Annotated in this window: 11 protein-coding genes and 1 tRNA gene; 10 read left to right on the top strand and 2 right to left on the bottom strand. The window is 45.7% G+C overall.

What is annotated here, in order from left to right; all coding sequences use genetic code 11:
- Nucleotides 1-23 precede the first annotated feature (23 nt).
- The 4 genes from ftsZ (at nt 24) to ABV409_RS00460 (ending at nt 3,796) form a co-directional block, all read left to right on the top strand.
- Nucleotides 24-1,985: a cell division protein FtsZ gene (ftsZ, locus tag ABV409_RS00475; protein WP_353875511.1), complete on the top strand. Its 1,962-nt coding sequence runs from the start codon at nt 24-26 to the stop codon at nt 1,983-1,985.
- Nucleotides 1,986-2,085: 100 nt separating this feature from the next.
- Nucleotides 2,086-2,538 (top strand): GatB/YqeY domain-containing protein, encoded by a 453-nt coding sequence (locus ABV409_RS00470; RefSeq protein ID WP_353875510.1) that lies wholly within the window; start codon nt 2,086-2,088, stop codon nt 2,536-2,538.
- Between the two features lie 8 nt (nt 2,539-2,546).
- Nucleotides 2,547-2,623 (top strand) — tRNA-Arg (locus ABV409_RS00465).
- Between the two features lie 222 nt (nt 2,624-2,845).
- Nucleotides 2,846-3,796, top strand: coding sequence for an AlbA family DNA-binding domain-containing protein (locus tag ABV409_RS00460; protein ID WP_353875509.1), 951 nt, complete (start codon nt 2,846-2,848; stop codon nt 3,794-3,796).
- Between the two features lie 717 nt (nt 3,797-4,513).
- Here ABV409_RS00460 and ABV409_RS00455 read toward each other — a convergent pair.
- Nucleotides 4,514-5,539, bottom strand: a complete 1,026-nt coding sequence (locus tag ABV409_RS00455; protein WP_353875507.1) for a LacI family DNA-binding transcriptional regulator — start codon at nt 5,537-5,539, stop codon at nt 4,514-4,516.
- A gap of 155 nt (nt 5,540-5,694) precedes the next feature.
- Here ABV409_RS00455 and ABV409_RS00450 point away from each other — a divergent pair, with 155 nt between their 5' ends.
- The 6 genes from ABV409_RS00450 (at nt 5,695) to ABV409_RS00425 (ending at nt 13,971) form a co-directional block, all read left to right on the top strand.
- Nucleotides 5,695-8,361, top strand: a complete 2,667-nt coding sequence (locus ABV409_RS00450; protein WP_353875505.1) for a TonB-dependent receptor domain-containing protein — start codon at nt 5,695-5,697, stop codon at nt 8,359-8,361.
- 78 nt (nt 8,362-8,439) lie between these two features.
- Nucleotides 8,440-9,759 (top strand): amylo-alpha-1,6-glucosidase, encoded by a 1,320-nt coding sequence (locus ABV409_RS00445; protein WP_353875504.1) that lies wholly within the window; start codon nt 8,440-8,442, stop codon nt 9,757-9,759.
- A gap of 3 nt (nt 9,760-9,762) precedes the next feature.
- Nucleotides 9,763-10,350, top strand: a complete 588-nt coding sequence (locus ABV409_RS00440; protein ID WP_353875503.1) for a GNAT family N-acetyltransferase — start codon at nt 9,763-9,765, stop codon at nt 10,348-10,350.
- Complete coding sequence (locus tag ABV409_RS00435) at nt 10,347-11,951, top strand: sodium:solute symporter family protein (protein ID WP_353875502.1); 1,605 nt, start codon at nt 10,347-10,349, stop codon at nt 11,949-11,951. Before ABV409_RS00440 ends, ABV409_RS00435 begins: the two co-directional genes overlap by 4 nt.
- 5 nt (nt 11,952-11,956) lie before the next feature.
- Nucleotides 11,957-13,102, top strand: coding sequence for a glycerate kinase (locus tag ABV409_RS00430; protein ID WP_353875501.1), 1,146 nt, complete (start codon nt 11,957-11,959; stop codon nt 13,100-13,102).
- Nucleotides 13,099-13,971: an ROK family protein gene (locus ABV409_RS00425; RefSeq protein ID WP_353875500.1), complete on the top strand. Its 873-nt coding sequence runs from the start codon at nt 13,099-13,101 to the stop codon at nt 13,969-13,971. The genes ABV409_RS00430 and ABV409_RS00425 overlap by 4 nt, the downstream gene beginning before the upstream one ends.
- On the opposite strand, the gene ABV409_RS00420 is transcribed toward ABV409_RS00425, so the two are convergent.
- Nucleotides 13,968-14,099, bottom strand: coding sequence for a hypothetical protein (locus ABV409_RS00420; RefSeq protein WP_353875499.1), 132 nt, complete (start codon nt 14,097-14,099; stop codon nt 13,968-13,970). The two genes, ABV409_RS00425 and ABV409_RS00420, sit on opposite strands and share 4 nt — an antisense overlap.
- Nucleotides 14,100-14,129: the final 30 nt, after the last annotated feature.

Genomic DNA, 14,129 nt, shown 5'->3' with positions numbered 1-14,129 from the left:
AAGCCCACTATAAATAAGACAACATGAGTAAGAACACTGAATTTGATAATATCGCTTTCGATTTGCCCAAGAACAAAAGTAACGTGATCAAGGTCATCGGCGTTGGCGGTGGTGGTAGCAATGCCATCAACCACATGTTCCAAGCCGGGATCAATGGTGTCGATTTCGTGGTTTGCAATACCGATTCGCAAGCATTGGACAATAGTCCGGTCCCTAATAAGATCCAACTGGGCGTCTCTTTGACCGAAGGTTTGGGTGCAGGGGCCAACCCGGAAGTTGGGGAGCAGGCTGCCATGGAAAGTATGGAAGAGATCAAGACCATGTTGGAGCACAATACCAAAATGGCCTTTATCACCGCCGGTATGGGGGGTGGTACCGGTACGGGCGCCGCACCGGTCATCGCCAAGATCGCCAGGGAAGCCGATGTATTGACCGTAGGTATCGTTACCATGCCGTTTCAATTCGAAGGGGCCATGCGTTGCAAACAAGCGCAGACCGGTATCGAGAAACTCCGTGCCAATGTAGATTCGTTGATCGTCATCAACAACAATAAATTACGTGAAGTCTATGGTAATTTGGGCTTCAAAGCGGGCTTCTCAAAAGCCGATGAGGTTTTGTCGACAGCAGCAAGGGGCATTGCTGAGGTCATTACCCATCACTATACACAGAACATTGACCTTCGCGATGCGAAAACCGTATTGTCGAATAGCGGTACCGCTATTATGGGCTCTGCCACGGCTTCGGGATCGGCCCGGGCCAACGAGGCCATTATGAAGGCTTTGGATTCACCCCTACTGAACGACAATAAGATCACCGGGGCCAAGAACGTGTTGTTGTTGATCGTGTCGGGCAGTCAAGAGATCACCATCGACGAAATCGGTGAAATCAATGATCATATCCAGATCGAGGCCGGTCATGGTGCCAATATCATTATGGGTGTCGGTGAAGATGATGGCTTAGGCGATGCTATTGCCGTGACCGTTATTGCCACAGGGTTCAACATGGACCAACAAGATGACATCGTCAATACCGAAACGAAGAAGATCATCCATACTTTGGAAGATGAGCAAAAAGCCGTTCATGACTTAACCGCGGAACCTAGAATTAAGAAAGTGGCCCCGTCAGAACCTATTGAAGAACCGATGATCAAGCACGAGTTGGTCATGGAAGAAGAGGAGACCCTTCCTGAACCTCCAGCATCCGATTTGATAGAAACCACCAATTACATAAGAAACTTCCATGTATTCTATGAAGAAGTGGTTCCAGAACCGGTAACCGAGGAATTGGCAACCGACGTGACCGATGATTTCATCATTATCGAGGCCAAGAACATTTTGAACGACATCGAAGTTGTCGATCCAGAAATCGTTTCTTCAAAGAAAACCGAAGAAGATCAGTTCGCCCTGACCTTTGATATGCCTTTGAACGAGGTGGCCAAGGAAGAACAACAACATACCATCACCTTCGATCTCGATGAAGAAGTCAAGGATATCAGTGTTAACGAATATATCGAGGTAAGTCCGGTATTGGACTTCAACAAAGAAGGGGAGACCCGGTACAATCTCGAGGAGTATATGGAGTTGGAAACCCAACTTACCGGAGCCAAATCAGTAGCGGAGACCCACGAGCCCAAAATGGTCGAAGACGAGTTGGTTTTTGAGAAAAAGACCATCAAAGTCGACGCGACCGAGGCGGGCACATCCAACGAAGGAGGTGCCGATCCGTTTAACAGCTCCATTGATGATTTGTTGAAAGAACGGGCCGATGAGCGACGTAAAAAACTAAAGAGTTTCAATTACAAGTTCAAGAACAACCGCAGTAATATCGATGAAATCGAAAAGCAGCCCGCCTATAAGCGGCAGGGCATCGATCTTGACGAAGAACCGAAAGAACAAAAAGTATCACGAATGAGTTTAGGTGAGGATAGTAATGACGAAATCCAGTTGCGTTCGAACAACTCCTTCTTGCACGATAATGTTGATTAGTAGTGTTTAGTTTGTCTCCATTTTTAATGGAACGTTTGAACCCGAAAGTTGAAAAGCTTTCGGGTTTATTTTTTATCTTCGCAGCCCTAAAAAGTTTGAAATGGGTTTGCAAGAGCAAGTAATGACCGAAATGAAGGCAGCAATGAAGGCCAAGGACACCGTGGCCCTCGAATCGTTGCGTGCCATCAAATCGGCCCTGTTGCTCGCCAAGACCGAAAAAGGGGGCGGTGATGGGCTTTCAGAGGCCGACGAGGTGAAGTTGGTGCAGAAATTGGTCAAGCAACGCAAAGACAGCGCGGCCATTTTCACCGAGCAGGGCCGTAACGATCTAGCCGAACCCGAATTGGCCCAAGTAGCCGTATTGGAGCGCTTTTTGCCCGAGCAATTGACTGAAGCTGAGATTGAAAAAGTCGTTGTTCAGACCATTGATGCTATCGGTGCCGAAGGCATGAAGGATATGGGGAAGGTCATGGGCATCGTGTCCAAGGAATTGGCCGGACAGGCTGACGGCAAGACCATTTCAAGCGTAGTAAAGGCAAAACTAAGTTCATAAAGACATAAGGCCGCGTAGTTCAACTGGATAGAATATCAGATTTCGGCTCTGAGGGTTGGGGGTTCGAATCCTCCCGCGGTCACCATTTTTTAAAGGCATAACTAACTGATATACAGTAAGTTATGCCTTTTTATTTGAACAATAAGTTTAAAATAATGAATTATGTAAAATATTGATAATCAGTTGATTGGCAAAAGGTATTTGTAGAGTGGTGGATTTTGACAATGGAAGAGGCGGTAGAGTGCTCCAAGGAAGCGCAATAAATCTTAATTTGCCATAGGACAATGAAAAATAATTGAAAAGTATCATGGAGAATAACCACAAATATTTCATTTCTAAGATTTTTGGTGTTGATGATGATGAACTAACCATTTCTCAAGTCCAAGACTTCTTTAAATATGAACAGCAGGAAACTTCGATTCTTGAATTCAAGAGTGGTACGGTTGATGTTGATTCGATATACAAAGAAGTAACAGCATTTCTAAATACGGAAGGGGGTCTTCTGATAATTGGAGCACCAGTAGAAAAGACAAAAACGTCGGATAGGGTGAAAGTAACTTTTTGTCAAGGAAGTTTGACGCAATCTAAGTTTAAAAGTAAGGATTGGTTGGTCCAAAAAATAGCAACTAATATTATTCCTTCACCAATATCAATCAAGGTCAAGGAACTAGAATATATGAATGGTAAAATCTTTTTGGTCGATGTTCCACAAAGTGTAACCCCTCCGCATCAGTCATCGCTCGACAAAAGATATTATATCCGACTAGATAGTGAAACAAAACCCGCCCCACATGGGATTGTCGCAGCTCTTTTCGATAAAAGAAGAGCACCTGAGTTAGATACAGTTACCAGAATCGATCAAAAATCCGATAACGTTGATTTAATTAATATAGGACTTACTAACGTATCTGTCTACCCGGCGGATAAAGCGGCAATTTTAATTGATGTCTATAACGTCATACAAGTAGTGAATAACAGAAGTTTTAGGCTAATTGACGGCCCTCCAAAAGAGCGTAGATATTCTCTAACGAAGAAGTTCGATACTTTGATTGTACAACGCATAACACAATCAGTTTCTTTCAGGGTTGTTCATAAAAATGAAGATTATTTTATTAATCTCTCATATTGGTGTAAGCAACGGAACGTAGAGCAAAAATTATTGAGGTATTCAGTAACGGAAAGAATGTTTTTTGAGGTTGACACAGGGTCAGGTGGAAGGAAAAAGATATTTGAAGAGCACTTTAAAGGCCAAGAATAAGCTATAAAAACTGTTAAATTTCACCAAATTTGAAATGTCAAAAATTAATGTAAACACTTGTAAATCAATTAATTATAAAATATTTTGCTTATTGTTCACGGTCTAAAAGTCCCAATATTGTCCCAGCAATATTGTAATTGAAACAAATACAGTTAGTTATAAATGAAATCAAATCCTCCCGCGGTCACGAATAAATAAAGAAGTTCCACGTCAAATCAAGCTTGCTTGAATTTGTAAGTGGGACTTTTTTATTTTCAGCACGGAGTGCTGGAGGAACACCGAACGCAAGTGAGGTAGTCCTACTCTTTCCATAATTGGGTGTTTTAAATTTGTAAGTGGGACTTTTTTATTTTCAGCACGGAGTGCTGGAGGAACACCGAACGCAAGTGAGGTAGTCCTGCTCTTTCCATAATTGGGTGTTTTAAATTTGTAAGTGGGACTTTTTTATTTTCAGCACGGAGTGCTGGAGGAACACCGAACGCAGGTGAGGTAGTCCTACTCTTTCCATAATTGGGTGTTTTGAATTTGTAAGTGGGACTTTTTTATTTTCAGCACGGAGTGCTGGAGGAACACCGAACGCAAGTGAGGTAGTCCTACTCTTTCCATAATTGGGTGTTTTAAATTTGTAAGTGGGACTTTTTTATTTTCAGCACGGAGTGCTGGAGGAACACCGAACGCAAGTGAGGTAATCCCACCTTGTGGGCTGTTGTCAATCCGTTAAGGAATGAACGAAGAATCCCTAATGATGAGATTGGTCTTGATCTCGACCGTTTTGGTCACTGGGTCTTCCTTAGGGTTTTCGATTTCCTCGATCAAATAACCCACTGCCGTTCTTCCGATCTTATCGCCAGGTTGGTCGACCGTTGATAAGGAAGGACTGACTATGGTCGAAGCCTTGGAGTTACTGAAACCGACCACAGCAATTTCTTCGGGAATTTTCACATTGAATTTATGCAGGGCTTTTATGGTGCCAACGGCAGCGCTGTCTGTGATGGCAAAAATAGCATCAGGCCGTTTTTTCAAGCTCAATAATATATTGGCCATCATCCTGCCTTTGGTCAAAGAGATGTCTTCCGTACTTAAAATGATCTTGTCATCAATAGGGATATTGTGCTCTTTAAGCGCCCTTTGATAGCCTTGAAAGCGTTTTTCCGAATTGTAGGATCCTTCGGTCTCCTTAATGATGGCAATGCGCCGCTTACCGGTATTGATTAAATGTTCGACGGCATTATAAGCTGCTTCTTCTTCATTGATGACCACTTGGGTGCACGGAATCTTGCCCGAGACTTTGTCGAAAAGCACGACTGGGATTCTATCGACTACATCAAGGATCGCTTCAATGGAATGGGTCTTACGCGCTAGGGCCATCAAGATGCCATCAACCCCGAATTGGATCATGGTGTTCAACATCTCGGTCTGTTTCTTTTCGTCGTTTTTGGATTCGGAAATGATCACCCGATATCCCAGACTTTCCCCTTGGTCTAGAATGCCTTTCAGAATTGTTGAAGTAAAGTAATGTGAAATGTTCGGAACGATCACACCGAGAATATGGCTGCGGTGCGATCGAAAGCCGCGCGCGAAGAGATTTGGCGCATAATTCATTTTTTCAGCCAAGCGCTTTACTTTAAGCTTGGTTTCCGCACTGATATCCGGATGATCGTTCAAGGCCCGTGACACCGTTGAAATGGATAATTCCAATAATTTGGCCAGTTCCTTTAAGGTCACCTGATGTCTTTTGCTCATGTTCCCGATTTGAAATTGCAAACGTTTGCGAGAACGTTTGCATAGGTTTTTGACAAATATTCCATCATTTTATTGTCATATCAAAATTATTTTGGTCAAAACATTGAATAAAATCAATTCTAACTCAAAAATGTTTCACTAATAACTGAGCAACTATGAAAAATGTATTGTCGGCGATGGCATGTCTATTATTTACGGCAACGATCTTCGCCCAAACTGAAATCTCCGGTACGGTAAAAGACGAGGCCGGTATTCCCGTTCTAGGGGCCAACGTGTTGATCTTGGGTTCTGAAGAAGGGACCACGACCGATTTTGATGGCAATTTCGTATTGACAACTTCTTTAAGTGGTTCGCAAACCTTGCGAGTTTCCTTTATTGGGTTCACAACAGTAGAGCAAACGGTCGATTTGAATGGTACAGCGCTTTCACTTGATTTCATTTTGGTCGAAAGTGGCCAACAATTGGATGAAGTGGTCATCACCGCTTCGACAACCTTTCGGTCACAGAAGCAAGCACCACTTTCGATCAGTTCGAAGAAAATCACGGAAATCACAAAACTCTCAGCGAATAGCCAGGCCGATATCTTACGTGATGTACCCGGCATTACCGCTGAAGGTGGTGGTGGTGAGACGGCAACCAACTTGTTCGTTAGAGGTTTGCCTTCGGGCGGGCAGTATGTGTTCAATCCGCTGCAATACGATGGAATGCCCTTGATGAGTACGTTTGGTTTGAACTCCTCGGCACATGATGTCTATGCAAGACCCGATATCGGCTTCAAAGGGGTCGAATTCGTTCGTGGTGGCGCAGCCGTTTTGTATGGTGCCGGATCTGTTGCAGGTATCATCAACTATACCAGTAAAACGGGTGATACGAATCCTGGAAACGTAATCAACGTTGAATGGGGAAGCAGGGGTAGGTTAAAGACCGATTTTTACACCGGTGGAAAGCTGGGTGGTGAAGATTCCAATACCTTTTACGCCTTCACAGGCTTCGTTCGAAAGGATGACGGTCCGATTGAGACTGGGCTGCCAACGCGTGGTGTCCAATTTCGTGGCAATATCAAAAAGCGTTTTGAAAACGGTTCCTTTACCGTGCATGCCCAGTATATCGATGATAGGGCCCAGTTTTTTCTTCCCTTACCTCTAGACGGTAACTCCCGTGAACGCATAGCCGGTAATGATGGGGAAGATGTAGAGCAATTGCTTTCGGGCGAATTGGCCGAAACCTCCTTCTTGACACCGGGTGGGGTTTATAAAAGTCCGATAGAAGATGGGGTCTCTACCAAAGGGGGCTATATCATGGGTGATTTCTTATATAACTTCAGCGATTTGGTAAGCTTTAAATCAAAAATACGCTATGCCAACTACCAGCACAATTTCGCATTGTATGTCGGGGGCAACGGTACCTTCGGCAACCCGATATCCCTTTCGAACTACGTGGCCCAAATAGCGCCTGATAACACAGGGTTCAGTGCTACCTATCAAGGGGGTAGCGGTGAACAGATCAACGGTAGCGACCTTGTGGTCGAGAACCTTCATGTTGACCGTCTTCGACCAATGACCGATTACTCGGGTGATGCCAACTTGATTGTGCGAACCAACAGCCGTGAGCATACCTTCACCTTTGGTACCTATGTAGCGAGAACCGAGGCTGAAGACGTGAATTACCAATACCGGGTACTCTCGGAATTCAATAACAATCCGAGACTGGTCAACCTTAGCTATACCGATGCCGGTGGGGGCAACGTCATTTATTCGGATGGAGGTTTGTATAACCGCATCGGGATGACCTCTAACCGCTTCCTTTCACAAAGTAGAACGGCCTTTTATGCCACTGATGAAATGGTGTTCGACAAATGGCGTTTTGACGTCGGTCTGCGTATCGAGTCGACCACGGGAACCTTTAACAATGGGGGATTGGAAGAAAGTCAAGTCTATGATGACCCTGAATTGACCCCTGAATTAGCCAACGTACGATTTGCCGATGGAAGTTTTACCACGGCTGAGATCAATGCGACGGATTGGGCGGTATCCTTGGCTGGCCTTTATGAACTAACGGAGTCGACCAACTTATACGCCAACTTTTCACGGGGTTTCTTTTGGCCGCAACAGCGTGGTTTTGCACCAACACCAGGTATTCGGGAGTCCAACTATGAAGGTGAGACCATTTTGCAATTCGAAACCGGGGCCAAGTTTGGCACTTCGACCTTCTCGGGGTCCTTTGCCGGGTACTATGTGACGCTGAGGGATCGTATCCGAATCGATCAGGCCATCGTCAACGGCCAATTGGTCGATCAAGGAAGAAGCGAACAGACCACTTCAACGGTCGGTCTCGAAGCAACTTGGAACTACCGGGTTACCGATTTCTTCAACATCAATGGTACGGCGACCTATCAAAACCATGAAATCACCAAAAATGAAACAACGGATTTGACCAATGGGGATGTGTCGACCATTAACGAGGGCAATGAGATCGGCAGACAGCCTAATTTCCTGGGAAGCCTCGGGTTCAATTACGACAATAGCAAATTCGATGCGAACTTCACCTTGAACCATACAGGGAGCAAGTTCACCGATGATAGTAATAATGTAGAATTAGACGCGATCACGATCGCCCGCTTGGGTGCTGGATATACCTTCCGTACCCAGGATGTGAATTCGGTACGCCTTGGTTTTTCGGTCTTCAACCTGTTCGATAGTGTTGGTTTGACCGAAGGAAACCCAAGAGCCGGTATCGGCGGGCAGGTCGATGACGGGGAGTTTTTCTTCGGACGTCCGATTTTACCACGAAGGTTCTTCTTGACCGCGACCTTCAATTTTTAGTCTTGGATTAGTTTAAGTTAGTTTATAGTTCGGTAATCACATTGGCGATGTTCCTATCGCCAATGTGTTTTTTAAAAGATGCAAAAGAACATGCTCCATAAAGCGATGGAAGTGTTGGACAACAACTTCCAAAAAGAAGGGTTTACCATTCCGAGTAAAGGGCTCTATCCTTTTCAATGGAAATGGGATTCCGGTTTCATTGCCTTGGGTTTCGCCCATTTCGATATCGAAAAGGCCAAACAAGAAGTAGCTACCCTACTCGATGCCCAATGGGACAATGGGTTCATACCGCACATCGTGTTCCATACCGATAGCGACACCTATTTTCCAGGACCTGATTTCCATCGATCGGAGTTGCATCCCAAAGCTTCCAAAAAGTACCGGTCTACAGGAATGACCCAGCCACCGGTCATCGGTTTCATCCTCAGGGAACTATTGCGGATCGCTGAAGACAAGAAAGACATTCTCGACTTCATCAAGGAACATATCGATAAGGTGTTCCAAAACCATATCTACTTTTACGAGCATCGCGATATCCATGATGATGGACTCGTCTATATCTACCACAATTGGGAATCCGGAACCGATAACTCCCCCATTTGGGACGATATCTGGCAGACCATGAACCCACCCCAATATTCTTTTGAACGCCGTGATACTTCGCATGTCGATGCATCGCAGCGCCCTTCGCAACGCGAATACGATCATTATCTGTACATCATCGACGTAGCCAAGGAATTCAATTATGATGACGGCAAGATCGCGGAGCATTCCCCTTTTCTTGTATTGGATCCTTTGTTCAATGCCATGTTGATCAAATCGAATGAAGCGTTGATCGAATTGTACGAACTGTTCGGTCATGCCGATGATATGGTTCGTTACCTGCGTGAAAAACAGGAAAAAAGTATAGCTGGAATGAACGCCAAACTATTTAGTGAATCTTTAGGGGCTTATGTACACTATGACTTAAGGCGAAACGCACAGATTCCCTATCTAACTTCCTCATCGTTCGCCCCTTTGTTCTGTGGTGCTCCGAATGCGGATAGGGCCTCCCGTATGGTCGCGACCATGATGGAGCGGTTTGGGGGCGAAGACAAATACCTCTGTGCATCTTTTGATCCAACCCATGAGCGTTTTGATCCTAGAAAATACTGGCGGGGTCCTGTTTGGATCAACATGAACTGGATGTTGTACCACGGATTACGTCGCTATGGGTATCGCGTACTGGCCAATAGGGTCAAGCAAGATTCCATCAGTTTGATCGAGAAATACGGTTTTTATGAATACTTCGACTCTCGAAAGGACAATCCCGATAACCATACGGAAGGCTACGGTGGAAACAACTTTTCATGGAGCGCTGCCCTTTTTATCGATTTTTTGAAATCGACGGAGTACTAAGGGATGGACTTTACAAAAAAATACCTTCTTGAAAACGAAAGGGTCCGTTTGGAGCCTATGCAGTTCAGACACCAGCGTTTTTTGGAAGGCTTCGCATCTGAACGAGCAATCTGGAAGTTCTTGTTGGGTAGTGCTGATGGAAGTTCCGATTTTACGGCCTACTTCAAGCATATGATGGGTGAGAAGAGCATGGGCAGGCAATATCCCTTTGCGATTTATGATAAGCTAAAGCAGTGTTATGCGGGGAGTACAAGGGTATACGATGTCTCTGAAGATGGCCGAAGTGCCCGGATCGGGCATACTTGGATCGGTAGGGATTTTTGGGGCAGTCAATTGAACGAACATTTGAAATTCCTTCTTTTCGATTGGCTTTTTGGGCCGCTTGACGTGCAACGTGTGGGCTTTGGGGTGCACAGTGAAAACCATCGCAGTCTAGGCGCTATGCGCAAAGTGGGATGCATTGAAGAAGGTCGTGTACGCCACATGTTCCCTTCCCTTGAGGGTGCCAACGCTGCTGATGCGGTTTTATTCGGGATGCTCAAAGAGGAATGGATGGGCACCCATAAAAATCAATTGAAGCAAAGTTTATGAATACCATTGATTACATTGTTATTGCGGTTTATCTCATCGGGTTTCTCGGAATCGGATTTTTATTCAAGGAGAACAAGAGTTCAGGGGATTACTTTTTGGGAGGTCGCAGCATGGGGTGGCTCCCTTTGAGCCTATCGACCATGGCCACCCAACTTTCAGCGATCAGTTTTATTTCAGCCCCAGCCTTTGTCGGACTCAAAGAGGGTGGCGGCATGCAATGGCTTACTTATGAATTCGGGGTTCCTTTGGCTATGGCATTTTTGATGGTCGCGGTGATACCTACGCTTTATAAGTCGGGTATCGTTAGTGTCTATGAATATCTAGAACGCAGGTTTGATGCCTCTTCGCGCCTCTTGATCAGTTTTGTATTTCAGATCAGCCGTTCCGTGGCCACTGGGGTTATGGTCTATACCATGGCGTTGATCTTACAGGCCACCGTACAAGTCGATTTCTGGATTTCGATCTTGATCATCGGGGCCATCACTTTAGTATACTCTTTTCAAGGCGGAATGAAAGCTGTAATCTGGGGCGATGTAATTCAAATGGTCATCCTCTTTTTGGGTATTCTGATTTGCCTAGGTTATGGCCTAAGTGAATTGGGGGGAATCGATTCATTTTTACAGGCGGTTGATAAAGACCGATTGGTAGCGGTCGATTTCGATAAACTCGGTTTCAACAATGCCGATAAAAATGATGAATTCGGGTTTTGGCCCATGGTTATCGGCGGATTCTTTCTCTATGCTTCCTATTATGGCACCGATCAAACACAATCACAACGTCTCTTGTCGGCCAAAAACCTTCCGACCATAAAGAAACTGCTCTTGGCCAATGGGGTAATGCGTTTTCCTTTGACCCTGATCTATTGTATCATGGGTTTGGTGTTGGGTACCTTACTACTGCAAGATGCCGGGTTTAGTGGTATGATGGATACGGTATACCAACAGAATATCGATTCCCTAAATGGTAAAAGGGCGGATCTTATGGTTCCGGTCTTTATCATCCATTACTTACCGAACGGGATCATTGGTATCCTCATCGTGGCGATCATGTCAGCAGCCATGTCTTCGTTGAGTTCAACGGTGAACTCTTTATCGGCAGTCACCATGGAAGACTTTGTGAAACGCATGCGCCCCGCGATTACCGATAGTGACTATGTGAAGACTTCCCGACTATTATCGCTGTTTTGGGGTCTGGTCTGTTTGGGATTCGCTTTTTTCGCAGGTAGTATCGAAGGAACGGTCATCGAGGTGATCAATAAGATCAGTTCGGTCTTTTATGGTCCGATTTTGGCTGCTTTCATCTTGGCCATACTGACCAAGAACACGCATGCCTTGGCAGCAAACGTGGGTATCGTATTCGGTGTGTTCTTGAACATGGTTTTGTGGTTGTTCGTGCCTGAAATATTCTGGTTTTGGTGGAACGCCATTGGGTGCATTGTCACCATCCTGGTCGCTATGCTTTTGACCAAATTAGTTCATCGTAACCCCGGTCAAGGAGTGGCGGTTGTTTTTGATTTCAGTAAAAAAGAAGTGCTGATCCTTACCGGTTTTTTCCTCTTCATAGTTCTGTTAAGTATCACTTTACCCAATTTGCTTTCTTGAAGCCTATGAAATTCGTGATCGCTCCCGATAAATTCAAAGGTTCCCTATCCGGCGCAGGGTTTTGTAGCGCGGTCGAAAAGGGGATTCGGAAGGTTTTTCCGGAAGCCAGGATCATCGCCATGCCAATGGCGGATGGGGGTGATGGGTCGATTGATGTATTGGGACAACTACAAGGCTTCGAAAACGAAGTGCTTGAAGTCAATGATCCTCTGTTTCGACCGATTCTTTCACGCTACTTGATCCACACAAGACAACGGACCGCTTTTGTGGAACTATCAGAAGCCTCAGGACATAAATTGTTGGTCTCGAATGAACTGGATTGTTTGAAATCCAGTTCGTATGGTACGGGTGAGTTAATCCGTCATGCAATTGAAAAAGGGGCGCGTCATATCATCGTCGGTCTAGGAGGAAGTGCTACCAATGATGGGGGTATGGGAATCGCTGCTGCTTTGGGCTTCCGATTTTACGATAGGAATAGGCTGGAGCTGGAACCGATAGGAAAGAATTTGATCAAGGTGGCCCAAATCGAAATCGATAAAGAAGATCACCAACGGATTCGGGGTGTTCAATTTAAACTTGCTTGTGATGTGGGCAATCCTTTTAACGGACCATTCGGGGCCGCCTTTACGTATGCCCCGCAGAAAGGGGCCAATGACGAACAAGTTGGGTTTTTGGATGATGGACTTAGGCATTTCGCAGAGGTTTTGCGTACCCAATTTGAATTGGATGTCAATGGTATCAAAGGTGCCGGGGCAGCCGGCGGGGTTGCCGGAGGGCTAGCGGCAATGTTCAATGCCAGCCTATGTTCCGGATTTGAATTGATGGCCGATCTCATTGGCTTCGAAGACCGACTTCAAGGCGCTGATTGGATCATTACGGGGGAAGGAAAAATCGATGCCCAGACCCAGGCCGGTAAAACGATACAAGGTATTGCCCAACGGGCCATCGAGCATCAAGTTCCGGTCGCCGCTTTCTGCGGAAACGTTGCGCTCGACCACATTCAGCAACAGGCGCTTGGCCTTGCTTTTGTGGCTTCCGTTTTGAGAAAACCGTGTAGTCTTGTGGAAGCGATGCACCAAGCTGACCGGGATCTGGAATTTACCGCTTTCAATTTCGCCTCCCTGTTATGGGCCCAAATGAAATCGTTATGAGTTTAGGTAGAACCATTTTATGTCTCGATGTCGGAGGTTCTTCCATTAAGAGTGGCCTTTTGAAGGGGGATGTGGTCAGTAAGGTGAAAAAAACGCCGATTGATAGTAGGGGGTCTCGAGAACATATCATTTCGGATTTCAAAGCGATCATCACGTCTTATATGGCGTGCTTCAAGTTAGATGGTATCGCGTTTTCAATGCCGGGCCCTTTCGAGTATGAACATGGTGTCTTTCGCATCAAGGGGGTCAATAAGTTCGAATCGCTTTACGGATTGAATATCGGGCGAATACTTCGTGAAGAGCATCAAATAAAATGTCCATTTTCTTTTCGTAATGATGCTGAATGCGCGGTTTTGGGCGAAGCGGAATACGGTGTTGGAAAGGATTTCGAAAAGATGGTAGGGATCACTTTGGGCACGGGTTTCGGTTCGTGTTTCATCGAAAGGGGGACTCCATTGGTCGAAGGCACGGGGGTTCCTGAGAACGGCTGGTTGTATGAAGAGTATTGGAACGGAAATCGTATCGATGATCTTTTCTCGATTCGTGGACTGCAATCGTATTTGGCCGAACACGGCTTTGAGGGAGACCCCAAAAAAGCCGCAGGGTTGGTCGATGAGCATGAAGCAATTGCCGAGGCCTTTCAACGATGGGGGCGCGACCTTGGCCGGTTTTTAGCATACCGTCTTGTTGATTTCGCTCCGGAAGCCGTTTTGGTTCTCGGGGGACTTTCCGGGGCTTTTCCGATTTACGGTGAAAGCCTTAGAACCGAAATGACCATCCCGGTATTGGTCGGTGAATTGAACGAGAAAGCGCCATTTTTCGGAGCTGCTGAGAAATTACGCCAGATACACTTTGCTGACGGTGATTAAAGCGCTTTTAATACTCGGGCGGCATGCCCATGGTGGGCCTGTTGCTTTTCAGGATGCATCTTATCATAGGTGCGAACCAACATTCCCAATCGTGGGTTTTTAAGGAAGAATTCCCGGTGTACACCCATAAACAGCCAAAATAGGCCATCCCAGACCTG

This window comes from Flagellimonas algarum (genome assembly GCF_040513375.1).
GTDB classification, from domain to species: domain Bacteria; phylum Bacteroidota; class Bacteroidia; order Flavobacteriales; family Flavobacteriaceae; genus Flagellimonas_B; species Flagellimonas_B algarum.
This window is presented reverse-complemented; position numbering and strand designations above follow the sequence as displayed.

Excerpts from the sequence above, each read along its gene's own strand:
- ABV409_RS00430 (WP_353875501.1), top strand. The coding sequence starts at position 11,957 with ATGAAATTCGTGATCGCTCCCGATAAATTCAAAGGTTCCCTATCCGGC.
- ABV409_RS00440 (WP_353875503.1), top strand. The coding sequence starts at position 9,763 with ATGGACTTTACAAAAAAATACCTTCTTGAAAACGAAAGGGTCCGTTTG.
- ABV409_RS00470 (WP_353875510.1), top strand. The coding sequence starts at position 2,086 with ATGGGTTTGCAAGAGCAAGTAATGACCGAAATGAAGGCAGCAATGAAG.
- ABV409_RS00420 (WP_353875499.1), bottom strand. The coding sequence starts at position 14,099 with ATGGGTGTACACCGGGAATTCTTCCTTAAAAACCCACGATTGGGAATG.
- ABV409_RS00455 (WP_353875507.1), bottom strand. The coding sequence starts at position 5,539 with ATGAGCAAAAGACATCAGGTGACCTTAAAGGAACTGGCCAAATTATTG.
- ABV409_RS00435 (WP_353875502.1), top strand. The coding sequence starts at position 10,347 with ATGAATACCATTGATTACATTGTTATTGCGGTTTATCTCATCGGGTTT.
- ftsZ (WP_353875511.1), top strand. The coding sequence starts at position 24 with ATGAGTAAGAACACTGAATTTGATAATATCGCTTTCGATTTGCCCAAG.
- ABV409_RS00460 (WP_353875509.1), top strand. The coding sequence starts at position 2,846 with ATGGAGAATAACCACAAATATTTCATTTCTAAGATTTTTGGTGTTGAT.
- ABV409_RS00450 (WP_353875505.1), top strand. The coding sequence starts at position 5,695 with ATGAAAAATGTATTGTCGGCGATGGCATGTCTATTATTTACGGCAACG.
- ABV409_RS00425 (WP_353875500.1), top strand. The coding sequence starts at position 13,099 with ATGAGTTTAGGTAGAACCATTTTATGTCTCGATGTCGGAGGTTCTTCC.
- ABV409_RS00445 (WP_353875504.1), top strand. The coding sequence starts at position 8,440 with ATGCAAAAGAACATGCTCCATAAAGCGATGGAAGTGTTGGACAACAAC.